The sequence below is a fragment of the Desulfosarcina cetonica JCM 12296 genome (genome assembly GCF_001311845.1).
Taxonomy (GTDB): Bacteria; Desulfobacterota; Desulfobacteria; order Desulfobacterales; family Desulfosarcinaceae; genus Desulfosarcina; species Desulfosarcina cetonica.
The window spans coordinates 17,812-40,873 of the sequence record NZ_BBCC01000038.1; the positions used below are offsets into that span (position 1 = coordinate 17,812).

The following is a 23,062-nucleotide window of genomic DNA, read 5'->3' on the forward strand; positions in this document are numbered from 1 at the left end:
AGCGTCGCCGTTTTGCTTCATGGTGAATTACCCGCCGATCATGTGCATCTGCCCAGACAAATACATTTTTTTCGACGATACCAGCAAATGTTCGGTCGGTTTCATATTGACCACCCTTCTAAAGATACTCCGTAATTCATCATCCGTTGCACCGGATCGCAAAGGTGTCTTTATGTCCTCTTGTATATTATGCAGCAGGCATGGTCGCAGTTCACCGTTGGCCGTTAGCCTGATGCGATTACACGTCTTGCAGAAATGATTGCTGATACTGCTGATAAAACCGATTTCCCCGGGTGCGCCGGCAAATTTATACCGCTTGGCCGGACCGCTGAGCGGATTTCGCAAAACGGGCACCAGTTCTCCGATGGTTTCGAGCTGGCTGCGGATTTCTGAGTTGCTGATGGTTCTGGATCGGGCTCGCCCGCTTTTGGCACCAAGGGGCATGTATTCGATAAACCGTATATGGTAAGCATGGGACAGCGATAATGCCGCCATGTCCAGGACTTCATCATCATTCACCCCCTTGATCACCACCATATTGATCTTTATGGGGTTGAAATTCATCTCCGTGGCACGTTCAATGGTTTTCCAAACATGATCGAAATGGTCGCCACCGGTAATTTTAGCGAATCGGTCCCTGCGAAGGGTATCCAGACTGATGTTGAGCCTGCGTATCCCACCGGCATATAACTTCTCCAGATTGTCTTTGAGAAAGACACCATTGGTTGTCAAACTAACATCTTTGAGTCCGGCGATACTGGTTATCCGTGGAATGAAATCAACGATCCCTTTGCGAACCAGCGGTTCTCCTCCGGTCAGACGGACTTTTTCCACGCCCAAACTCGCTGCAATGGTCGCCAATCGAAAGAGTTCGTCATAAGTTAAAATATCATCATGCGACAACCGCTTGAAGTTGTTATCCGGCCTGCAGTAGAAGCAATTTAAATTGCATCGGTCCGTTATGGACATTCGCAGATATGAAATCGTTCGGTTGAATGGGTCGATCAGTCTTTTGCACATGATATGTCTCGTCGGTTTTTTATCAAAAGGGGTGCCTGGCCCCAGACAAACACGCTGGATGATCAATTCGCTTTGCCGAAGGTGCACTTGGGGTATCGGCAAACGTCGCATTTGAGACACAGGCCGCCATGTCCGAGCTTTGCAATTTCTTGACGGGTTATTTTTTCGCCAGCCAGAACACGCGGATAAACCAAGTCCAATATGGTTCGTGCCGCGTACATCCCGCAAGCAGGGGTGCCCAACACCGGCACATCCTTCAGATAAGCAACCATAAACATCGCGCCCGGTAAAACCGCCGACCCGTATACGATGTCTCGCGCCCCTGCCATTTTCAGGGCGTGCCTGGTCCGGTCATCTGCATCCACTGACATTCCGCCAGTGGTGATGAGCACATTGACCCCGCTTTCGACCAACCGCAAAGCGGTCTCGGAAATCCGCTGGTCATCATCCGGCAAAAAGACGACCTCGCAGACATCGCCGCCGAATTCGGCGACCTTTTTGCGCATGATCTTTTCGAATTTATCTTCAATGCGTCCATAATAGACTTCGTCGCCAGTGATGATGAGGCCGGCTTTCGCCTTTTTCATGGGCAGCACACGGAGTACTCCTTGGGAGGCCGACCGCGCTGCAACGACAGCCGCTTCGACTTTTGCCCGAGGAACCAAGAGGGGAATCGCCCGTGTGGACGCCACATGTTGCCCCTTTTTGACGACGGTGTTCGTGTGCATGGTCGCACACATCACGTCACCAGGCGTATTGAAATGCATGAGCGCATCCACATCGGCTTTAAAAAGGCCATCGAAGTTGGCTTTTAGTTCGATTTTGCCTTCGCGCGGGTTGCCGCTCCAACTCACGCCGTTTCCGCAAAGGGCGTTGGCGAGTTCAACAGCGGCTTCATCTTCATGCATTTCGTATTGCTCGGGATGTAAAATATAGAGATGATTCTTACCCAGACGGCGCAAATGCTCCAGATCGTCTCTTTTAACGATTTGTCCCTTCATAAAGGCGGGGCCTTATACTTACCGGGAACAATTTCCGTGATGTCATGGGCTAGCGGAAAACCGACCGAATCTTCGATTTTAACGACCTGTATCATGTTCATGCCTCCCCAACTAAGGTTTCTGATTCGACACTGTTACCTGCTCCCGCCGGATAAAAATAGCTTTCCCCGCTGCACGGGCCGCATAGGGTTTCGTCTCCGACCTTAAATTCTTTTCCGTCGCGTACCATTTGCCCACAGCGCGTGCAAACCGAGTGGCGCCGCGGCGGCCCGGGCATATCCCATTCGCCGAGGCTGACTTGAACTTGCCGCACATCAAAAAGCAGTTCGTCCGGCATCGATTTATATCCCTCGATTTGCTGCCGCTTCGGGTCAACGCCCGTCGGTGCGAAGTCTTTGCATAATTCTCTGGAGCGTTCTGTTGAGACGATCCGAAACGCACGATGTGTGTCCAAATTTAGAAAGGTGGCCGCATTGATTCCGAAATCTTTAAATTTTAAAGTACGCTTGCCCATGCGACAACCGGTCACGCTTTCAATTGCATCCGTCGCGCAACGGTCAATCTCGACGAAAACAATCAACTTTTTGGCGTAGGTCGCATCCTTTGGATCTTCAATGCCCACCAAGCGGCATCCAAGCATGGCCATGCGCACGCCGATGACTTGTCCGGCGCACAAATGGCCGTGTCGCTCCACAGATTCGTTCAACAGCTGATCGAATGATTTCATGACGTTCCTCCAATCCATGGCATTGACATCAAACTGTGTATTCCTCGGCCTATCACGACAGGTCGTCCTTCCGGATGAAACGGGCCGCGTTGATACGGGGCTGTATTTTACAATCGCTCATCATCTGAGATAGTCGCTAAATAAACGCGCAAATGTCTTGTCCATCTTATCGTGGAGACCGATTTGCTGCTGTTCAAAACGGTAAATTAGGTCTCTTGCGGTGCTGGTGATTGCAGTCCCCCCGCCGAGCTTTCCACCACGGCAGGATACGACCAGTGCACGCCCAAGATGTTTTTCCATTTCTCGAATAATTCCCCGGATTCTACGGTAGGATATGTTTGTCTCTTCCGAGGCCTTGATCATTGAACCATGGTGGTCAATTGCACGCAAAATGGCCAGCCGGCCTTGTCCGAAGAAGGGTACACCGGCGAGTTCCAACCATACTTTGGATCGAATTTTCAGTTCTTTTTTTAGCTCAGTCATCATTTGTATCAAGGGATGGGTTGCAAATATATTTTGGCCCGGCAATCGGGAATTGCCCTGCGCCCCAGTTGTTTTAAACCCTCCACGATGGTGGGCATCTTTCTCATGGGAATGCCCAAGAACATGGTATCCTCACCAATGTCTGAAATGGCACGGCACCCGTAGCAGCCAAGAGATGTATTCATTTCACCAGTCGTATATGGATAAAGCGTACTCTCGACACATTGGGCGTTATAAGAACTCATCCGGAACGTCATCCGTCTTCCGGTATAATACGTTGAAGCCATGCATAGCCACATCATGCTTTCCGGTGGCGCCATAATAACGACCACGTCGGGCATCATGACGGCCTCGTCAAGCGGTGCGACCAGTGTAGCCTGAATGGAGTCCTCTGCAATCCGCGGCCTTTCTGCAACCATCTGCGAAGCCGCCTCTTGCGTGGCCAACTTGCCAAGCTGCACATAGATTTCTCCTGATGCCAGCTTGGGCGGAACCTTAGAAAGGCCCAGTATCGATGTGCCATCTGGACAGGCGTGCGCCCATGCGGGCATCAACAAGCTGTATCCACGCCGCGCCATGATCAATGCCTGGCAATATCGCAACCGTTGGCGTGGCACCGGTACATGGGGAAGCGGCTTGCCCTTCTCAATGAGATTTACAGCCACGGGCCTTGATCGCAATTTTAGTATTCTCTCAAGTGATTCGGCATATTCCTGGCAGATTGCGGCATCCTGAGGGGCAATCGTTGGAAAAGGCGTCTGGTTTTCGTTATCGATATACTTTCGATGCTGTTCGTGCTGCTCAATGGAAATCGCTTTTACCTGACACTTTCCAGCACAGGTCAGGCATGCCCAGCACCTCTCAAGATGGGTTGCCGATATCTCTTTCCTTCCGTTTTGTTCAACCCAATCCAGAACGGACATTGGGCACAATTCCACACACTGACCACAACGCGTGCATTTTTCATGATCGATGGTTATTTGGATGTCAATCATTGCTCTGACTCCATATCTATCCGGTTTTACGAACGCTCCCCAAAAACACGATAGGCGAATTTTGCCCATCGACTTTAAAAATTTTTAGGGATGTATTCTGCTGCTCTTCATCGCATTCGTCGTTCTATTAGAATATCATGGGAAAGTATCGTTTATGGCTGGGTGAGCCCAAGTAGCGGATCATGCAATTTGCGCGTCGACAACGATTGAACCAAATTATCTTACTTTATAGTGCCACCTATTGGTGTAATTATTAAAGGATCGAATCGTTGTCAAGCCTTTTTCCTGGTCAAATGAAGGAATTTGTATGCCTGCCACTTTCGGTGCAGTCGTATCAGGACAATCAGTGGTGGACGGCAGCAAGGCGTTCTATGGCAACAACTTGGAGGAAATAGCAGAAGTATATGATCGAGACGCGTTTTTGTTGCGTCATCTTATTCGACTCAGCGCAGGGTGTCTTCACAATTGGATGAAAAAAGTTTATAGCATTCAAGATCATGTTTTTGGGCTGCGTTATCGGTCGTCGCGGTATGGTTTATACAGCGTCCTCCCTCTGGCCTTGCCAAAAACATGATCTTAAATACTATAGATCAGGCTCGATTATCCTTGAGAATTCCATCGGTGTTTTTCAACCCTCACCCATGAGCCCTTTTTCTTTCCAGTGCCGCTGGGCATAGTAATCGTCCAAGAGCCGATCCATCTCCGCTTCGGGGATAACTTTGCCGATTTCCGGCAGCGGCTCCTGATAAAATCTTTTGGGCAGTTTGTCATCTTCCCGGGTCAATCCCTCTTTAAGGTTGAACCGTCGGGTATTGTCCGAGATCTGTCCGGCGATCTTTCGCAATCTTTGTTGATCCATGGTAGCGCCGGTCACCGCCTCGATCATCTCGGTCAGCTCTTCCCATTGGTAAAAATCCCGATAGAACCGACACAGCACCAGACAATCGAAAATGATCAGTCGATCCTCCCAATCCACGAGCATTTCCGCTTTGCCGTCAATTTGATCGGGTTCGATCATTTTGGACAGCTCAGGTTTGTAAAAGGTGGTTCTCAAATGACATGCGCCTCTAGGTGAAGTGCCGTAGGACAGGCCCATTCCTTTCAACACCCGCGGATCGTATCCGGCCGGCTCCAAACCTTTGACGTGAATGGCCTGGTCTGCCATTTCCAAGGCCGCAGCAGCAGTCTTGATGCCTTTGGAGAGAATCTCTCCCAGCCCCTGTTTGGCTGCGATGTCCTCCAAAAGGGCAGCAATTTTGTCGGTTTCACCGTAGTCGATGGGGTATTGAACGGTTCCTTTTTTCGCGGCTTCGATGACCAGTGCTACAAGATTGCCCGCACTGATGGTGTCGATACCGAGCCGATCGCACACATCATTGAGGTAGACAATATCCTCGATATTGTCCACCATGCATAATCCGCCGAAGGTATAGATGGTTTCATACTCCGGGCCTTCGATTTTCAACCCCACATGACGGCCCTCTTTGACCGTTGACAGCCTTCCGCAAGCCATAAAACATTTTCGGCAAGCGCGGGGGTGAACCGCACAGCGCTCATGCAGTGCGGCTGCATTGATGGATTCTCGATGGGGAGCCTGGCCCTGATGCCAGTAACGTGTGGGAAAACTGTTCGCCGCGCTCATGATGTCCACCATCATGGGTGTTCCCAGATTTTTGTAGGCTTTTGCACCAGGATGGTCTTTGTTTGCATCGCCAAACTGTCTGGCCAAAGCACGTATCTTGTCAGGATCGGCAAGGTTTCTCTTTTGATTGCCCCAAAACCCGATGGCCTTGATGTTTTTCGACCCCATTACGGCCCCGCCGCCGGTGCGACCGGCACTGCGCCAATAATCATTTTCAATGACCGCAAAGACCACCTGGTGCTCTCCACCCGGACCAATCACTAGCGCCGCACATTTTTTGGCAGCCGGACGGTTTTCTTTAATCCACGCCTTGACACAGTCCTCGGTTTCATAGGTCCCTTTGCCCCACCACTTTCGGGCGTCATGGAAAACAGCCCCCTCCGGGTTGATCTCAATCCAGACCGGCGATTTGGCCCTTCCCTGGATCATGACCGCGTCAAACCCGGCGCGCGACATATACTCGGCTGCCGTTCCACCGGAGTAGGATTCGGAATAAAAACCGGTCTGGGGCGACTTGGTGTAAACACCATAGCGGCACCCACCCCAGACGGCCGTATCGGTCACCGGTCCAAGGGCAAAGATCAGCCGGTTGTCCGCACCTAAAGGATCAACACCGGCAGGATTGTGCTCAAGCAGCAAATGCGTTGCCAGCCCCTTGCCGCCCAAGGTCTTCTCGAGCAGTGCATCCGGCAACGGGCTGATGCCAAAAGTCATTTTGGACAGGTCAATATCTAAAAGTCTTTTAAAAAACCCGTGCACTTAAAAGCCTCCTTGTTTTGGCCGAATAATTTTGGGCACAGCTTCACAAAACCGAAGGCCATCTAGCTTGAAGGTTGCAAGTCCAAAACTTCCGATTGCATGAGAAGGTCTGAATTCTCTTCTCCTGTCTCGTCAGTCCACATATTGTAGTTTTTCTCGTTAAAGGCTTCATGGTCGACCGGTTCGTTGAAAACAAGTTCCAATATGTGGCGAACCGAGTTGCCCTTGGATTGCGCGTTGAGGCGATGGGCACAGGCCATACAATAGGTGACACACACATCAGCCCCGGTCTCGCTGACCTCTCTCATTCTGGCCGCAGCCCGCGCTTCGCAAATATCAGGATCGACCGCGGAAACAATCCCGCCGGATCCGCAGCAGATGGTGTCGGTACCGCTGTGGGCCATCTCTTTGACATTTAAACCTGCCAACAATTTGCGGACACATTTTCCGATCGCTCCGCTACGGTCCGTGCACGAATCATGGACCGTTACGGTTTTAAAGCCTGTATCCGAGACACCGAGGCCCGCTTCTGCCATCAATTTAAAAATGGATATAACTTCCAAGTCACTGTTGTTGGTTTCCACAAGCCGCTGATGACAGGTCGGGCAGGCGGTCACAACCCGGCGGACACCCCGGTCCTCGATACTTCGCCACAGCCTTTCAGAATAATCTTTGGCCCGCGCCGCCAGGCCCATCTGGTAAAGGGGGGCGCCGCAGCACTGAAGCGACGCGCCGACCTCTTGTCCGCCCTGGCCCAGCACTGCGCAGCGGCCTGCACCAGATGGGGCCCTTCATTGGTGAGCATGCAGCCGGGAAAAAACAACACATTGCAGCGGTTTTGGGTCAGATCGGCATAGAGGGCATCCATATTGTAAGTTCTGCGGTAAAGCGAAAAAGCATTCCAGTCGTGATCCACCCATAAAAAGTGATACTGTTCCGGATCAACAATGCCCGATTCGATAAACTCGCTTCGCGCTGTTTGAACCATACCGGCAATATCCAGATCCTCCGGACATAGCTCACAACACATCCCGCACAGCGAGCACTTTTGAATAAAATCGATAACCGTCTCGTCAGGATCTCCTGCAGACAAAATTTTGGCAATCTCGTCCGGCAGGTGATCTCCACAATTTTGCAGATGCTCACACCCTTCGGCACAAATTCCGCAGCCGGTACACTGGTCCGCTATGGTTTCGAACGTTCGCTTTGCATGTTCATCCATGGCAACACCTCTGCCTGCGTTATCGGTCAGCCGCCAAATTGTTCTTCCTCAATTTCGACAACAGCACGACCATCTCTTTTAATGGAATTCATTTTGCCAATGGTAACCGGCAAAACAGAATAAATGAAGTATTCCGCACTTTTAATCTGACCATGATAAAACGAGGCATTTTTATGGTTAGGTTTTTGAATCAATTGGGTTTTGGCGATTTTTGCCCGCCATAAAAGCATCCATGCCATCAGCATATCACCCATGACTTCCAGAAAAGGATGGGCATGGGCATAGGCGGTTTTGAACGCCGGCGACTGTGCGGTTTTGGTAATATGGGATGCGGTTTCAACAAATTGCGTCATAACGGCCGAGGTTTCGGCGGCCAGGGTTTCGAGCCCTTCGATCTCTCCGGCGGTCTTGATACACGTTTCGATATTCTCAACCAATTTTTCAAAGACTTTGCCTTTCGCCATACCCAGTTTGCGGCCCAACAAATCCATCGCCTGAATTCCACTCGTTCCTTCATATAACGAAGCAATCTTACAATCCCTGGCAAGCTGCTCGACAGGATAATCCTTGATGAATCCATATCCCCCGTATACCTGGATCGCCTGGATACATGCCTCAAAGCCTCGTTCGCTGAAATAGGCCTTAACCACCGGTGTAAGCAGCCCCACCATCGCGTCGCATTGCTGTTTTTCTACCTCATCGGTAGCACACTCCATCCTGTCCGAGAATTCCGTTACGTAGTACATGAGGCTGCGCATCCCTTCCGCATGAGCCTTCATCCACATCAACATGCGACGTACGTCCGGATGCCGAATGATCGGCACTTGCGATGGATCATCTTTGCCCGCCCCCAACTCGCGTCCCTGAAGTCTTTCACGTGCATAATTCAATGCATATAGGTAGGCCGACGAACATGCATTCAGCCCTTGTAGTGCCACATCCAAACGGGATTCGTTCATCATGTGGAACATAATTTTCATACCTATATTTTCATCACCCAACAAAAAGCCTCGACAATTTCCCTTTCCTCCCAACGTCAAACTACAAGTCGCACTCCCATGGATCCCCATTTTCTCTTCAATGCCAGTACATACCACGTCGTTGGCATCGCCCAGACTGCCGTCTTCATTCACCCATATTTTGGGAACAATGAAAATCGAAATACCCATAGTCCCCGAGGGTGAACCTTCAACGCGCGCCAATACCGGGTGGATGATATTTTCCGACAGGTCGTGTTCGCCATTGGTGATAAAAATCTTGCTTCCTGATATTAGATAAGTGCCATCGGCATTCTTGGTGGCGGTTGTGGTCAGTGCGCCGACATCGGACCCGGCGTTGGGTTCGGTGAGCAGCATGGTGCCTGTCCATTTGCCGGTATACAAATTTTTTAAAAATAAGTTTTTCAAATGGTCCGTGCCATAAAGGTCGATCATTTTCCCGGTGCCATGCCCCATCATGGCATAAAAAACCGCTGACCAGTTGGCGCCTTCGAGATACTCTCCGACCACCCGGTTGACGATATGCGGCATTCCCTGCCCCCCCCACTCCGGCGCTTCGGTCAATGAGGTCCACTCGCCCTCTCTGATGAGTTCGTATACGCGATGATAACTTTCCGGCACCTTTACCTGACCGGCATTAAAGGTGGCGCCGATTCGGTCTCCATCCACGGCGGTCGGCAATACCTCTTTGATGGCAAGATTGCGTGCCTCGTTGATAATCATATCAACGGTCTTTTTGTTGAACCCGGAATACTTCTCATTTTTAATCAATTCCAAAGTGTTCATTTGCTCGTATAAAACAAAATCAACATCCCTGCGGTCTGCAATCAGCTGCGCCATGAATCCCATCTCCTTTTGATCATACTTTATTTAATTTGCATATTTCCGATAAGTTGGAACAAGCTTCAGTCTTCCCGCCACCACGATAGATGGACAGTGGTGTCGCGCCTCATCCTATCGAACACCTGTAGCGGCAAGTGTTTCCGGTGAGAAAAAAGTATCTGGATGTGGCGAAACGGCCTGTAGTTGTTTGGAGAATCCGTTGAGAAGCATATTGACGCCATAGGCACCGCTTTGATGATTATAAACCGCTTGGGTATAGTTTAGTACCTCCGGATATTCCATCGCAATAATCGGCAAGCTGATGGTAGATCGCCAGAGTACGTTCTGTCCGTCCCAGCCATCAAGAAGAACCGCCCGCCAGGTATCTTCATCGATGTAGAAGACCCTCCTGTGGACGGCATGCCGCTTACCGGGGGCAAGATCGGCTTGAACGACCCATACCCGGTGAAGTTCCCAACGGACGTAGTCAGGATTTAAGTAATTGGCGCCGAGCACCGCTTCATCCTCATGGGATAAAAACCCGTTGCAATTATACGGAATATATACCTCCTTTTTCCCTTTAAGCGTGAACTCGTACCGGTCGATATTACCATTGAACACATAGACTTCATCGAAAAAATTATGCCCTGAATTCACAAAATCCGGAGTATCGTATGAAATCGAAGGCGCACGACGTACCCTTCTTTGGCCAACAAGATACTGCCAGGTCTGGCGCCCCGTTTCGCCCAGATCTTCATGGGTCAGAATCGTCTCACCGGCTTTAAATGGCGGGGCCGTCTGCCGGCTTTTATAATACCAGAATTTCTTGTTCCATTCTTGGGCGGAAATATCTTTACGGTAATACGGAAATTGATTGCTCTCTTCCATTTCCGTCGTCAAGATAATCTTTCCTTCCCTTGTAATGATATAATTTCTTTCTCTCATCACATGGGAAACCCCTCGCCAGGATAAGATGTGATTCCAAATGACTTCATACCCGTTTTGGGGAATGGGAAAGGGGATTCCGTTGTAAGCGCCTTCAACCTTATGGTCTTTGGTGAGTTTTGCATGGGTGGCATTTTTATAGATTGCCTCATAGACATATTGAGGGGCTGCTGCTGTGCGGTGGGTTGGGAAGATATCCAAGCGGAAGTTCGGATATTTTTTAAGAAGCGCAAGTGTGCCATCCGACAGTTTATCCGCGTATTTTTCTACATTTTCCCCTTTGATGGAAAAAAGAGGCTTTTCTTCGGCAAACGGATCCGGGCGCAGATCTCCTGAAGTATAGTCAGCAGGCACGGCCGTGTACCCCCCATCCCAGGCCGGGATCGTTCCATCCGCGTTGCCTGCTCTTTCCGCGCCCACCGGTGTCAGGGTCGATTTCAATTGTTCGGCCTTTTCAGCAACAACCATTGCGATGACTTCCTGAGTGAGAAGCCCAAAAGTAGCAAGCATCATTAAGGCAAAAATAGAGGCTTTGAATTTCATTTCGCGATCTCCCATCTTTGTGTAAAGGCACTGATTATCGATTCCCACATTTAAAACTTATCTTTTTTAACTGCACTCAAGGGATAATTTTTTTTCTTTTCTTGATGTTTGGGTTGCACTTGAATAGTTTTTCAGGAGAAAGCGCCCAACGCCGGCATAAAAACCAGCGCACCGACCATGTTCCAAAGAAACATGAAGGCCAGTAAAATCCCCATATCCGCCTGGAATTTTATCGGCGAAAAGGACCACGTGGCCACACCCAAGGCCAACGTCAGCCCCATCAGAATAACGATCTTGCCGGTGAAGAGAAGCGCCCGGTAATAAGCGGCGGAGAGCGTCATCCCCGACCGGATGTCGGCAAGCGTGACGCTGAGAACATAAAGTGCATAATCGACACCGATCCCCACCCCCAGGGCAATGACCGGCAATGTTGCGACCTTAACCCCGATGCGAAGATAAACCATCAGCACTTCGCACAAAATGGAGGTCAATGCCAAGGGAAGAACGGCAACCAATGCCGCACGCCAGGAACGAAAGGTAAGCAGACACAATACAAACACCGAGCCGTAGACCAGATAAAGCATCTGTACCATCGCTTTTTCAACGACGATGTTGGTAGCCGCCTCAATGCCGGCATTTCCAGCGGCGAGCAGGAAACGAACCTCTTCACCGTCGTTATGTTTCTTAAATGCTTCAACCGCATCAATCACGGATTTCAGCGTATGTGCTTTGTGATCTTTCAGATAGACAAACAACGAAAGCATGCTGCAGTCGGTATTGAATAGCTCGCGCGGTGCCCGCACCGTCACCGCATTGAGGACGTATTGATTTTTCAACAATTCATACCACTTCAAGCTCCCCTCATTCATCCCGACAATCGCCTGCTTGCTGGTCGGGGCCATGGAGTTGGTCGACTCCACCCCATCCAGCTGCTGCAGTTGCCATTCCAGCACATCGACTTTTGCAAGGGTATCAAACTGCGTGCATAGATTTGTCTTTGTTTTGACCATTATCACCAGCACGTCACTACTGGATGAGAAGTTCTCAACGATAAATGCGTTATCGAGATTATAGCGTGAATGGGGTCTCAGTTCGGGCGCGCCGGGATCCAAGTCGCCAATTTGCAGGTTGGATCGAATGACAATGCCAATACCGGCCATCAGAAGGTAAACCACTATAGCAACTGCGGCCCATTTACGGTGGGTGAACAGGTCAAGAAACCGCCATACAATATGCTTGTCTTCGCCTGTCAAGCCAGCGGTTTCCTGTCTCAGGCTACGGTCAGCCGCCTTTTTACTGACACCGACAAAACTCAAAGTGATGGGCACCAGGACCAGATTCGTGAAAATCAGGACGGCCACCCCCACGCTGGCCATTAGCGCAAGCACTTGGATGACACCGATGCGGATAATCATCAACACCGCAAAGCCGACGGCATCGGTGACCAAGGCGGTAAATCCGGCCATGAAAAGCCTGCGGAAGGTATAGCGCGCAGCGACAACCTTGTGCATGCCTCGCCCCACATCCTGCAAAATTCCATTCATCTTCTGGCCACCATGGCTCATACCGATGGAGAAAATCAAAAAGGGGACCAGCATTGAAAAGGGATCCAGCTCAAACCCCAACAAATGCAGCAAGCCAAGCTGCCAGATGACGGCAATAATTGAACAGGTAACAATAACCATCGAGCTACGCAGGCATCGGGTATACCAAAATATAATGACAGCGGCGATGATGATCGCGATCAAGAAGAAGAAAAGCACATGCTGGAGGCCATCCATCAGATCTCCGGCCAGCTTGGCAAATCCGGTGATGTGCAGCTTGATGGTGTCATTTTGATAGGTCTCGCGTATCTTTTCCATCCTGTGGGAAAGCAGTTGGTAATCCAGTGGCTGATTGGTCTCCGGATTGAGATCGAGAAGCGGAACAAAGATGATGCTGGACTTGAAATTATTAGCGACCAATTGGCCGATCTGGCCCGATCTTTCCACATTGACCCGTACCTGTTCCACACTGGTTGGCGAAGCATCATAGGTATCGGGAATCACTGGCCCGCCCGCCAAACCGTCTTCGGTTACTTCCGACCAGCGCGTCGACGGTGTCCACAATGATCTCATCGCATTGCGGTCCACACCAGGAATAAAGAAAACCTCATCGTTGATCTTGCGCAAGGTTTCAAGATAATCGGCATTAAAAATCGTACCGGTTGTCGTCTCGACTGCAATCCGGATCGAGTTGCCGAGGCCGGGCAATTCCTGTTTGTTTTCAAAATAGTTGGTGATGTAAGGATGAAAGGTCGGAATCATGCGTTCGAAACTGGCATTGAGGCGCAGTTGAAATGCATGGTAACCGAGAAAAAGGGTTAAAAGTGCGCAAATTGTTATGATAACAAGACGATTATTGAAAAGCAGCCGTTCCAGCAAATTTCCCGATTGTTTGTCAAAATCCTGCAAACGGGCAATGACCGGTTGTTGTGTGCCAGTATCATGTTTCATTGTCACTCTCCCGCATCCTTCTTGGTTGCACTTGCCAACTCGGATGAAACAGGGATCACCTTGACCCCGCGCGTACCCACCACAACCAGATTTCTGTTGTAGGCATTGACAATGCCCATCAACGGGAAGACTTCTCCCTCCAACGTCAGTTTGCTAAATGTATTTGCCTGATCATGGCTGATGAGCACATCTCCATACTGGGTGGTCAGAACGCACGTGCCGTCTTTAAGTTCAGCCCCCGCGGTGAGCGCGACAGAAACCCCGGCGTCGATTTTTTGCCAGCTGTTACCATAATCGTCGGATCTGAAAACATTGCCTTTGAGGCCGAAATCAGCAGTCGGTTGTTTGCAACGGCAAGCAAACCGAAATAGGTTCCTTCGTATGGCGTGGGCATCTTGTGAAACGATTGCCCCTGATCTTCAGAACGCAAAAAAAGTCCGCGTTCGCCCGCCATAAAGATATATCCCCCCATCGGCAAAATGCTGTACAAATGGAGTCCTTCCGGATTTTCTACGTGATCTTGCCAAGCTGCCACGACTCTCCGCCGTCTTCGGTATAAAAGATCATATTGTAGGCCCCGACAATGAAACCCTTCCGTGCATCGACCATGTAGATATCCAGGAAAGGTTTGTCCGGGCCGTCCTGAACAAACAACTCGGCATTGGCAACGGCTTGCTGGGCACGCATGTCGGCCGGGAAGGCTTTCGCCGTTGCTTTAGCCGCCTCCATCATCAATGCAGCCGCCTGATGTCCCTCGAGTTGCAAGACCCAGCTCTCACCGCCGTTTTCCGAATACAAAACCACACCGGAATGTCCGACAGCCCATCCCTTTTTGGGCGTTGCAAAACGGATATTGGTCAACGTGACGCTAACCGGCACGTTGGCTTGTATCCATGATTTTCCATCATCATCGGAGAAAACGATGATGCCGCGTTCGCCGGCTGCAAGAATTCGATGGCCCGCCCTGGCCACGCAAAGCAACGTGGCTTTTTCCGAATTTTCCGACATTAAGGCCGGGCGCTCGAGGGGAAGTCGGACAACCTTCTGCGCGAAGACATTTGTCGTCGTTAAGATCAGCATCACGAAGCCCATCAAAGCGATGCCATGGCACAGGCGTAAAGACGTTTTCATAGTATCATTTCCTTTTCACTCCTTCACGCTGGGATATTGACGTCTAGCGGACACCTGTTGCGGCGAGCGACTCCGGCGAGAAGAAGGAGTTCGGTAGAACTTTTATCGCCTCAACTTGAGGATGCATTTCATTAATAAAAATATTGACGCCGTAAGCCCCCGACTGCAAATTATAAACGGCTTGGGGAGAGTTGATCACTGCCGGGAACTCCATGGCAACAAAGGGAAAGCTGATAATGGATCGCCAAAATTGCCCTTTCCCATCCCAACCATCACTCATGATGGCGCGCCAGCAATCTTCGTCAAGATAGAAGACGCGTTTGGCCACCGCATGGCGCTTTCCCGGTTTAAGGTCCGCCTGCACCACCCAGACGCGGTGAAGCTCCCAGCGCACATAGTCCGGATTTACAAAATGGCTGCCCAACACCTCTTTGTCCTTGTGAGCCAGCATCCCGTTGCAGTTATAAGGAATATAGAGCTCTTTCTTGCCGACCAACGTAAAGTTATAACGGTCTAGCTTGCCGCCGAAAACAAAGACCTCATCGAAAAAATTGTGTCCTGAGTTCACAAAGTCCGGCGTATCATAATCAATGGACGGTGCTCTTCGAACCCGACGCTGGCCAACCAAATACTGCCATGTCTGACGGCCGTGGGCCCCCATGTCATCATGGGTCAAAATGGTCTCACCGGCCTTGAACGGGGGTGCCGTTTGAATCTGCCGAAAGAGCCAGAATTCTTTGTTCCATTGATCTTCCGGCATCTCTTTCTGATAATAGGGATACTGTTCATATTGCTCTGCCTCTGCCGTCAATATGACTTTGCCGTCTCGGGTAATGACATAGTTTCGAAATTTAATAAAAATGGAGACCCCGCGCCACGCCAGCTTGTGATTCCAAATGGCCTCGAAGCCGTTTTGGGGAATCGGGAACGGGATGCCGTGATAAGCACCAGCGACGACTTCATTATCGTTACGCAGTTCGGCTGTGGTAGCATTCTTGAAAGTGGCGTCATAAACGAATTGCGGGGCTGCATAGGTTCGATGCGCAGGATAAACGTCCATACGAAAGTCATTATATTTTTCAAACAACGCCTTGACACCGTCGGAGAGATGCTCCGCGTATTGCGACATGTTATCCGCCGTTATCGTGTAAAGCGGTTTTTCATCGGAAAACGGATCCGGTCGCAAATCGCCGGACTTGTAACCCGGCGGCACGGTTGTATAGCCACCGTCCCAGGGCGGTATCGTGCCATCGGCATTACCGGCCTTTTCAGCGCCCACTGGCGTCAATGCCGTTTTCAGTTTTTCGGCTTCCTGCGTGCTGACCTTTGCCAGTGCGCCTTGAGTAAACATGCTATACGAAAAGAGTAACGAGAAGACAGCCACCATGAGTTTTAGCTTCATTTGGAACTCTCCTTTAATTAGGTATGATTCCTTATACAGGCCACATGCCATATCTAGAACGTTCGTTTCACGGATATGGAAATAAAATCACGATCTGCCAACGTCTGGGTGGTTGTTCCGCCAAAGTAATTGGTATATTTGATTCCAAACTTCCAAACATTGAAATAGGTCAAATCTACACCGACACTAAAATCCCCGCCCCCGTCCGCGCCGTTGGCATTGAATTTAAGATCTGTCGGAGACTTACCGGCCACGTTGTAACCCAACCCCAGGGGAAGCGTAATATCAACCCCGGGAAACACCTGGTAATACGACGGTTCAAAGACCATGCGGAATCCCAGTGCCCAATCATCTCTGCTATCATCAACGGCCTCGTCGTTATCCGTTATTTCGAGCAGGTCTGTATACCCTGCTTCGGCGAATAAATTTGCGCCCTCCCATAAGGCGGATCCCCCCATGAAATAAATGGCTGATAAATTGGCATGCAGTGTGTTCCCTTGAGCGTATGCTGGATTGTCGTCGTTATTTTTTCCCGTTCCATCGAATGCCGAAGTACTGACTAACGGAGCGTTGATCCGCCCGCTGATTTCTCCGGAAACATTGACATCACCGATTTGGGTGCCAAAGCTCATACCGATCATGTGAATATCTTCCGGGAAGGCCAAAAAGTACTCTCCAACCCTGAAACCGTCGGCAGTGATGCTCGGCGCGTCCTCAACGGTGTAAATCCAATAGGGCATGTTTTCGTTAAAATGGACATAGTATAGCCCGAAATCCGTGTCTATTTTCTCAGATCGAAAGCGTAGACCAACGCCGTAGTTTTCAAAATTGGTCTCACCGAATTCACCCGTTGAGTTTCCGGCGCCCAGGTCGTCACCCCGATCCAGGTATGCAGGGCCAAACGGCGTATCGATACCTGGCAGAATGCGTTCTCCGCCGGCATCAATCATATCCGCGTCACTACAATAGCTACCTGCGGAGCACATCCGGCTTCTTCTCCACTCATATTGCCAATAGGCATTCAAACTCAAATTCGGTTTCAGTTGAATCTGCCCGGACAACTGCCCCGTTGGCATAAAGAGTTCTTTGGCCTGGGTCCCAGGGACGGTTTGCGCTTTGACCGCATCCAACGGCGCCTGCCCATGTGCAATCCCGTTTTTTGCCATGAAGAGCGTTTCTCCCCATATCATGGTGTGTCGACCGAGCCTAAAACTCACCGGCATATTTCCGAGTCGACCGCGGCCAAATACGAAAGCATCCAGCAATTCGACATTTTTCCCGTGAAGTTGTTCCGTATCATCGGTAAACTCGTCATTATCTCCGGTGCCATTGAATGTACCCGGAGAATCATTGTCGTTATCATTCAAGTAAACCGTGTCGACCCATGCAGCGCCGCTGATGCGGAACCCAAAATCCTTATATAAGACGTCCATCTCGGAGAAGACATCCAATCGATTGGATATGAGACCGCTATCAAAATTACGATCGCCATCATCGGCGTTGAGGTTGGCGCGACCAATCAGGTCATCGTCTTGATCTGCGACACGAAATCCAGCGCTGTATTTCAACGTCGTGTCCCATTTTACTTTTAAATCCGAACCGTCGTAGAGTTGAAAAGCATTCGCGCATACGACCATTAAAATTGAGATGATGGATGATAGAATTGCGTATACAGACCTTAGCCGCCATTGATTCAGTGTTGAAAATGCCGAAGAAACCATTCTTGCCATAGCCTCCCTCCCACGCCACGGTGTTAAAATGTTTATTGAATGCCGATAGAAAGCAGTGCTGCTCCACACAGCCGCCTAAATACGGTCTCATCCAGAGAAATACGGCCAAGCATACTTTTTTGTTAGTCATTTTATAAATTGCATTCATTTTCAGCGAAAAAAAAATTCTCGCCCCATCAAACACTTTCGCGTTATGCGGCGTTCAAGGTAGCAGATCTGATTCCGCTGCCTACAGTGATTATGAATCGGGTCAGGCGATAAGCAGGATTATGCATATAATGTGGTTACTGATTTGTGTCACCTATCGGTTCAAAAACGTTTAATGCAATTGGCAACCGGCTGTCAAGAAATTTATCGGCGCTTCCCAATCTTAATCGTTCCAACTTTAACCAGCCACATAAATGCATGTATGACCGACATGCATCCGGATACCGAAAACGTTATTTTGAAATTTCAAATATTAAAAAATGCTTGACAAGCCTTGCTTTTTGCTCGTTTAATTGGTGTCACTCTTTAGTGTTACTATTTAGTTCATACATTCCGGCGGCATGGGGTGCTTTTATTGGAAAAACAGTATTAGAGCACGTTTTCCCGTGTTTTTTTCTAACTTAGAGAGGTGGATAATAATTTATGAAAAAGATACGGTTTTCCGTAAACGGTATCCAGCATGAATGGATCGCCGATTCCAAAACAGTATTGCTTGATCTGCTTCGTGAAGACCTTGGGCTGACCGGAGCCAAGCAGTCATGTGACCGAAAGGGCCAATGTGGTGCATGTACCGTTATTATCAACAAAGAGGCAAAACGCGCCTGTCTCGTTCGTCTCAACGATTTGGGTGGTGCCGAGGTTATCACCATAGAGGGGGTCGGAACGCCTGACAATCCTCATCTTATACAGGAAGCCTTCGTTCTTGCAGGGGCAGTACAATGCGGTTTTTGCACACCCGGAATGATTATGGCCGCCAAAGCGCTGCTCGATAAACATCCTGATCCAAGCAACGACCAAATTGTTCAGGCCCTGCGCCGCAACCTTTGCCGCTGCACCGGATACAAAAAAATTATTGAGGCGGTAAAGCTGGCAGGCCGTTTCATTCGTGGAGAAGTCAGCCCGGACGATATCCGACCGCAGCCTGATCAGAATAACATGATGGGCAAATCATGGCCCAGGCCCTCCGCCATGGCGAAGGCGTGCGGGACGGCCCACTTTACTGCCGATTTCCATCTTCAGGGAGCACTCGAGCTTGCTGTTTTGCGGAGCACGGTGCCCCATGCCCGTATCGTTGCCATCGATACCACAGCAGCCATGGCGTTTCCAGGGGTTGCGGGGGTGATGACAGCGGCCGATATTAAAGGCACCAATCGCCTCAAATATCTGGTGCCGGACCGGCCTGTTCTTTGCGAAGACAAAGTTCGCTATATCGGAGATCCGATTGTTGTCGTGGCCGCAGAAACCCGGTCACAGGCGGAAACCGCCCTTGCCGCGATCAACGTCGCGTTGGAGCCATTGCCGGTAATGGAGAGTCCCCAGTCATCCTTAGCAGAGGACGCCCTACCCATTCATGACGAATTTCCTAATCTTTGCTATGAGCAACCCCAAATCAAAGGCCAGGCGGAAGAGGCGCTGAACACCTCGGCAACCGTGATTGAAGCCCATTTTCAAACCCAGGTCAATCATCAGGCCCCGCTCGAACCCGAAGCCACCATCGCCTTCTGGGAAGACGCAGATGACCCCGAGGAAAAAGACAGACTGGTGATCATCGGCCGCAGTATCAATATCCATTACCATCTGGGGATGCTTCAAGATGCACTGGGATGGGAGGACATGAAGTATATCGAGGCGTATTCCGGTGGTCAGTTTGGCATCAAGATCGATGTCATTTCAGAGGGTATCGCCGGTGCCGCCGCCATTCATTTCCGCCGTCCCGTCCGCTACATCCCCACGTTGACCGAAAGCATGTTGATGACCTCTAAACGACATGCGTTCCAGCTGGACGTTAAGTTAGGCGCGGACGAGCGAGGCTATTTGACGGCTTACTGCAATGACTTCATCATTGATAAAGGCGCATACTACTCCATTGGCCATGTCGTCGCTTACCGAAGTATGCTGATGCTGTCCGGTTCCTATCACATACCCAACGTCAAAGCGCGCGTCAGAATGGTTTACACCAATAATCCCTGGGGCAGTGCGGCAAGAGGGGCCGGGCCACCTCAGGCCAATTTCGCATTGGAATGCGCCATGGATATGCTTGCGGACAAAACCGGCATCGACCCCTTGGAATTCAGGCTGCGCAATTCATTGCAACCCGGCCAAAGCAAATCCACCGGTCGTGTGGTTAGCCAATGGCCCCTGGCTGAACTCATTGAATCAATACGGCCGCATTATCAACGCGCAATAGAAAATGCCAAGCCTTTCAGACAGGGAAAAATCAGGCGCGGCGTGGGTATCGCCACCGGATCTTTTGGCATTGGTGGACCTGGTGATATTTCCGTGGCTTCGGTCGAATTGGATGACGATGGTGGCATCAGTATATACGCTGCAGCTGCCGATCCGGGAGAAGGCAACGACTCCATGTTGGGCCAGTTAACAGCACAATTCATGGGAATTGCCATTCAGCGTATCCGCCTGCACACCCGTGATACCGATCAAACGGCCGCCAGTGGACCTGCTGCCGGTAGCAGGATTACCTATATGATCGGCGGTGCGCTGATCAATGCCTTGACCCATCTCAAAACCGCCATGCAAGAAACAGGGGCCAAAACAGGGGCAGAGCTGGAAAAGGCAGGAAAAGCCAGACGATATCTGGGACAGAAGAAGAACGAAGATGCAGGACCCCTTGATCCGCATACCGGTCAAGGCCCTTCGTTCGAATCCCAGGTTCATGCCGTTCAGCTTGCCGAACTCGAAGTCGACATGGAAACGGGCAAAGTGAAAATGCTGAAGATGACCACTGCCGTCGATGCCGGGCCGGTGATCAATCCACTTAATCTGACCGGGCAAATTGAAGGCGGGATGGACATGGGCGTCGGGTATGCCCTTAGAGAGCAGTATATCCCCGGAAAAACCAAGGACTGGGTGACATTCAAGTTCCCGACCATACGTGATCATTTCGAAATGGAAACCATCATTCGGGAAACCCCCAGGCCAAATGGTCCATTGGGTGCCACCGGCATCGGTGAAATGTGTATGGTGCCGACGGCACCGGCAGTGATCAATGCGATCAAAAATGCAACGGGTGTATGGATACGCGATCTTCCGGCCACCCCTGATAAAATCAAATCCGCTATCGAAACGATTGCCGGACGTCAATGATTTATTGACATACCAAACGTTTATTCAGTATATAGCATGCCTGAACTTTTCGAAAGCACAAAAATTAAGGGTCTGGAAATCAAGAATCGGTTCATTCGTTCTGCAACATGGACGGGGATGGCGTCTGCCTCCGGGTATTGTACCGAAAAGCTTACCCAGTTCATCACCCGACTTGCACAGGGAGGCGTTGGCTTGATTATCACCGGGCATGCGTTCGTGCGCCGTGATGGTCAAGCGGCCCCATGGCAGCTTGCCATCGATAGCGATGATTTGATCGACGATCTGAGAAAGATGACAGATGCGGTCCATCATGCGGGTGGTAAGGTTTTCATGCAACTTTCTCATGCAGGCAGTCGTGCGGATACCGAACTTACGGGGATTAAAGCAATCGGGCCTTCCATTCAAAGAAACGCGAAAGGAATTGAATGCCGTGCAATGTCCGATCGTGATATAGAGGAGATTGCAGCGTCATTTGGACAGGCTGCCGTTCGTGCCAAATTGGCCGGATTTGATGGGGTGCAGATTCATGCAGGACATGGTTATCTGTTGAACCAGTTTCTCTCTCCACGGCACAATGATAGAAGTGATCGCTATGGCGGAAAAATCGAAAATCGTGCTCGAATCGTACTCGACGTCTATCACAAAATTAGAAATGATACCGGTGACGCGTTTCCGGTCATCATCAAAATCAATTCCCAGGACCATGCGATAGGCGAATTCGTTGTAAACGACATGCTGGATCTGGCAACCCTGTTACAAACAGCAGGTATTGATGCCATAGAGCTAAGCGGCGACCGACATCACGTGAATCGTTCGATATCCACCAGCGAAGGAATGGCTTCCACGGAGAAAGAAGTTTATTACGCCCGACAAGCGAAATTGTACAAGGAAAAAATGATTACGCCGCTCATTTTAGTCGGAGGAATCCGCTCTTTTCACATCGCCAAGCAGATTGTCAATGACGGCGTGGCAGACTATGTTTCATTATGCCGCCCACTCATCAGAGAACCTGCCCTGATCAACCGCTGGAAGTCCGGAAACGTCCAAAAATCCGCCTGCATATCGGACAATCTGTGCATAAAACCAGCACTTCAAGGCAGGGGATTACATTGTGTCGCAGAAAAGCATAAGGAGATAAATCTTGTCTCGAAAAGACATTAAGGCAAAAAGACAAAAGAAAATCAAACACATCCTCGAAAAAGCCACCGAAGCTTTCGCCGATAAAGGATATTCCGGTGTAAGCACCAATGAAATAGCGGATCTAGCAGGCATCAGCAAACGCAGCATGTATTATTACATGGGGGATAAAGATACCCTTTACAGTTCTGTAATTAATGAAATTCTCGAGGTGGGAGGAGCTTTCTTAGCCAAAAAGGGCAACAATTGGGACCAGCTTACGTCATCCGAAAAACTGCATTATTTCATCAAGTCCGTTGCCCAAATTGGAAAGAACAATACCATTCATTCAATTGTCGTCAGGGAACTGCTTTCAGGTGGAGAGTTTTTGCCAGAAGACTTCATTACCCGGTCAATGGGCCTAATCGTCGACTTTTTCAGGGACATCCTCGATGAAGGGATTGAAAAAAAGGAATTTCACAGTATTAATCCTCTGATCGGTGCGTTAATGATCTTGTCCTTCTTCGTTTATTGGAAAATGACCATCCCTCACATCCAAGACACATCTGAATATTATGATTATATTAAAATTTTTGGTGTTGATGTAAGCGATGCACTGATAGACGAAGTGCATGGGATGTTTTACAAATTACTCACAACGGAGTAATATTGCTTGGATTTCGCTTGTTCAAATCTTAAGTTGAAAAATTAGCTATTCATAG

The 23,062-nt window shown here is 49.9% G+C and carries 20 protein-coding genes; 4 read left to right on the forward strand and 16 right to left on the reverse strand.

All coding sequences use genetic code 11. From position 1 onward, the window contains the following. Positions 1 to 27: 27 nt before the first annotated feature. The 5 genes from moaA to JCM12296_RS11110 form a co-directional block, all read right to left on the reverse strand. On the reverse strand, positions 28 to 1,131 hold the full coding sequence (gene moaA / locus JCM12296_RS11090; RefSeq protein WP_246804158.1) for a GTP 3',8-cyclase MoaA: 1,104 nt from the start codon (positions 1,129 to 1,131) through the stop codon (positions 28 to 30). Beyond that, the gene (locus tag JCM12296_RS11095; protein ID WP_246804156.1) at positions 1,083 to 2,021 is read right to left on the reverse strand and encodes a molybdopterin-binding protein; all 939 of its coding nucleotides are present in this window, start codon (positions 2,019 to 2,021) and stop codon (positions 1,083 to 1,085) included. Before JCM12296_RS11095 ends, moaA begins: the two co-directional genes overlap by 49 nt. Before the next feature lie 97 nt (positions 2,022 to 2,118). Next, positions 2,119 to 2,748, reverse strand: a complete 630-nt coding sequence (locus JCM12296_RS11100) for an FmdE family protein (RefSeq protein WP_054692694.1) — start codon at positions 2,746 to 2,748, stop codon at positions 2,119 to 2,121. A 120-nt stretch (positions 2,749 to 2,868) separates the two neighbouring features. Then, a complete protein-coding gene (locus tag JCM12296_RS11105) occupies positions 2,869 to 3,234 on the reverse strand; it encodes a winged helix-turn-helix domain-containing protein (protein WP_083456059.1) in 366 nt (121 codons plus the stop codon). A 5-nt stretch (positions 3,235 to 3,239) separates the two neighbouring features. Next, positions 3,240 to 4,226, reverse strand: coding sequence for a DUF169 domain-containing protein (locus tag JCM12296_RS11110; RefSeq protein ID WP_054692700.1), 987 nt, complete (start codon positions 4,224 to 4,226; stop codon positions 3,240 to 3,242). Positions 4,227 to 4,533: 307 nt separating this feature from the next. Here JCM12296_RS11110 and JCM12296_RS11115 point away from each other — a divergent pair, with 307 nt between their 5' ends. Beyond that, positions 4,534 to 4,800 (forward strand): hypothetical protein, encoded by a 267-nt coding sequence (locus JCM12296_RS11115; RefSeq protein WP_054692702.1) that lies wholly within the window; start codon positions 4,534 to 4,536, stop codon positions 4,798 to 4,800. Positions 4,801 to 4,854: 54 nt separating this feature from the next. Here JCM12296_RS11115 and JCM12296_RS11120 read toward each other — a convergent pair whose 3' ends face one another. The 11 genes from JCM12296_RS11120 to JCM12296_RS11170 all read right to left on the reverse strand — a co-directional run bounded on the left by JCM12296_RS11120 (position 4,855) and on the right by JCM12296_RS11170 (position 17,915). Continuing rightward, positions 4,855 to 6,627, reverse strand: a complete 1,773-nt coding sequence (locus JCM12296_RS11120) for an aldehyde ferredoxin oxidoreductase family protein (protein ID WP_054692704.1) — start codon at positions 6,625 to 6,627, stop codon at positions 4,855 to 4,857. Positions 6,628 to 6,689: 62 nt separating this feature from the next. Next, the gene (locus tag JCM12296_RS11125) at positions 6,690 to 7,322 is read right to left on the reverse strand and encodes a heterodisulfide reductase-related iron-sulfur binding cluster (RefSeq protein WP_083456061.1); all 633 of its coding nucleotides are present in this window, start codon (positions 7,320 to 7,322) and stop codon (positions 6,690 to 6,692) included. After that, positions 7,241 to 7,849: a 4Fe-4S dicluster domain-containing protein gene (locus tag JCM12296_RS11130; RefSeq protein ID WP_054692711.1), complete on the reverse strand. Its 609-nt coding sequence runs from the start codon at positions 7,847 to 7,849 to the stop codon at positions 7,241 to 7,243. The genes JCM12296_RS11125 and JCM12296_RS11130 overlap by 82 nt, the downstream gene beginning before the upstream one ends. 26 nt (positions 7,850 to 7,875) lie before the next feature. Next, the gene (locus JCM12296_RS11135; RefSeq protein WP_054692751.1) at positions 7,876 to 9,687 is read right to left on the reverse strand and encodes an acyl-CoA dehydrogenase; all 1,812 of its coding nucleotides are present in this window, start codon (positions 9,685 to 9,687) and stop codon (positions 7,876 to 7,878) included. Positions 9,688 to 9,801: 114 nt separating this feature from the next. Next, positions 9,802 to 11,157 (reverse strand): DUF1329 domain-containing protein, encoded by a 1,356-nt coding sequence (locus tag JCM12296_RS11140; protein WP_172683861.1) that lies wholly within the window; start codon positions 11,155 to 11,157, stop codon positions 9,802 to 9,804. A 131-nt stretch (positions 11,158 to 11,288) separates the two neighbouring features. Then, on the reverse strand, positions 11,289 to 13,652 hold the full coding sequence (locus tag JCM12296_RS11145; protein ID WP_054692718.1) for an efflux RND transporter permease subunit: 2,364 nt from the start codon (positions 13,650 to 13,652) through the stop codon (positions 11,289 to 11,291). A 2-nt stretch (positions 13,653 to 13,654) separates the two neighbouring features. Further along, positions 13,655 to 13,840 carry a hypothetical protein gene (locus JCM12296_RS11150; protein WP_054692721.1) on the reverse strand — a complete coding sequence of 62 codons (186 nt, stop codon included), beginning with the start codon at positions 13,838 to 13,840 and terminating at the stop codon, positions 13,655 to 13,657. 17 nt (positions 13,841 to 13,857) lie between these two features. After that, positions 13,858 to 14,187 carry a beta propeller repeat protein gene (locus tag JCM12296_RS11155; RefSeq protein WP_157067540.1) on the reverse strand — a complete coding sequence of 110 codons (330 nt, stop codon included), beginning with the start codon at positions 14,185 to 14,187 and terminating at the stop codon, positions 13,858 to 13,860. Continuing rightward, a complete protein-coding gene (locus JCM12296_RS11160; RefSeq protein WP_054692726.1) occupies positions 14,163 to 14,783 on the reverse strand; it encodes a WD40/YVTN/BNR-like repeat-containing protein in 621 nt (206 codons plus the stop codon). Before JCM12296_RS11160 ends, JCM12296_RS11155 begins: the two co-directional genes overlap by 25 nt. A 43-nt stretch (positions 14,784 to 14,826) precedes the next feature. Continuing rightward, positions 14,827 to 16,185: a DUF1329 domain-containing protein gene (locus JCM12296_RS11165; protein WP_054692729.1), complete on the reverse strand. Its 1,359-nt coding sequence runs from the start codon at positions 16,183 to 16,185 to the stop codon at positions 14,827 to 14,829. A gap of 53 nt (positions 16,186 to 16,238) precedes the next feature. Continuing rightward, positions 16,239 to 17,915, reverse strand: a complete 1,677-nt coding sequence (locus JCM12296_RS11170; RefSeq protein WP_083456062.1) for a DUF1302 domain-containing protein — start codon at positions 17,913 to 17,915, stop codon at positions 16,239 to 16,241. A 630-nt stretch (positions 17,916 to 18,545) separates the two neighbouring features. Here JCM12296_RS11170 and JCM12296_RS11175 point away from each other — a divergent pair. Genes JCM12296_RS11175 through JCM12296_RS11185 form a run of 3 tightly spaced genes read left to right on the forward strand, consistent with a single transcriptional unit; the run spans position 18,546 to position 23,007 of the window. After that, the gene (locus JCM12296_RS11175; protein WP_054692741.1) at positions 18,546 to 21,224 is read left to right on the forward strand and encodes a molybdopterin-dependent oxidoreductase; all 2,679 of its coding nucleotides are present in this window, start codon (positions 18,546 to 18,548) and stop codon (positions 21,222 to 21,224) included. 36 nt (positions 21,225 to 21,260) lie between these two features. Continuing rightward, positions 21,261 to 22,385: an NADH:flavin oxidoreductase gene (locus tag JCM12296_RS11180; RefSeq protein ID WP_054692744.1), complete on the forward strand. Its 1,125-nt coding sequence runs from the start codon at positions 21,261 to 21,263 to the stop codon at positions 22,383 to 22,385. Next, complete coding sequence (locus JCM12296_RS11185) at positions 22,366 to 23,007, forward strand: TetR/AcrR family transcriptional regulator (protein WP_054692747.1); 642 nt, start codon at positions 22,366 to 22,368, stop codon at positions 23,005 to 23,007. Before JCM12296_RS11180 ends, JCM12296_RS11185 begins: the two co-directional genes overlap by 20 nt. Positions 23,008 to 23,062: the final 55 nt, after the last annotated feature.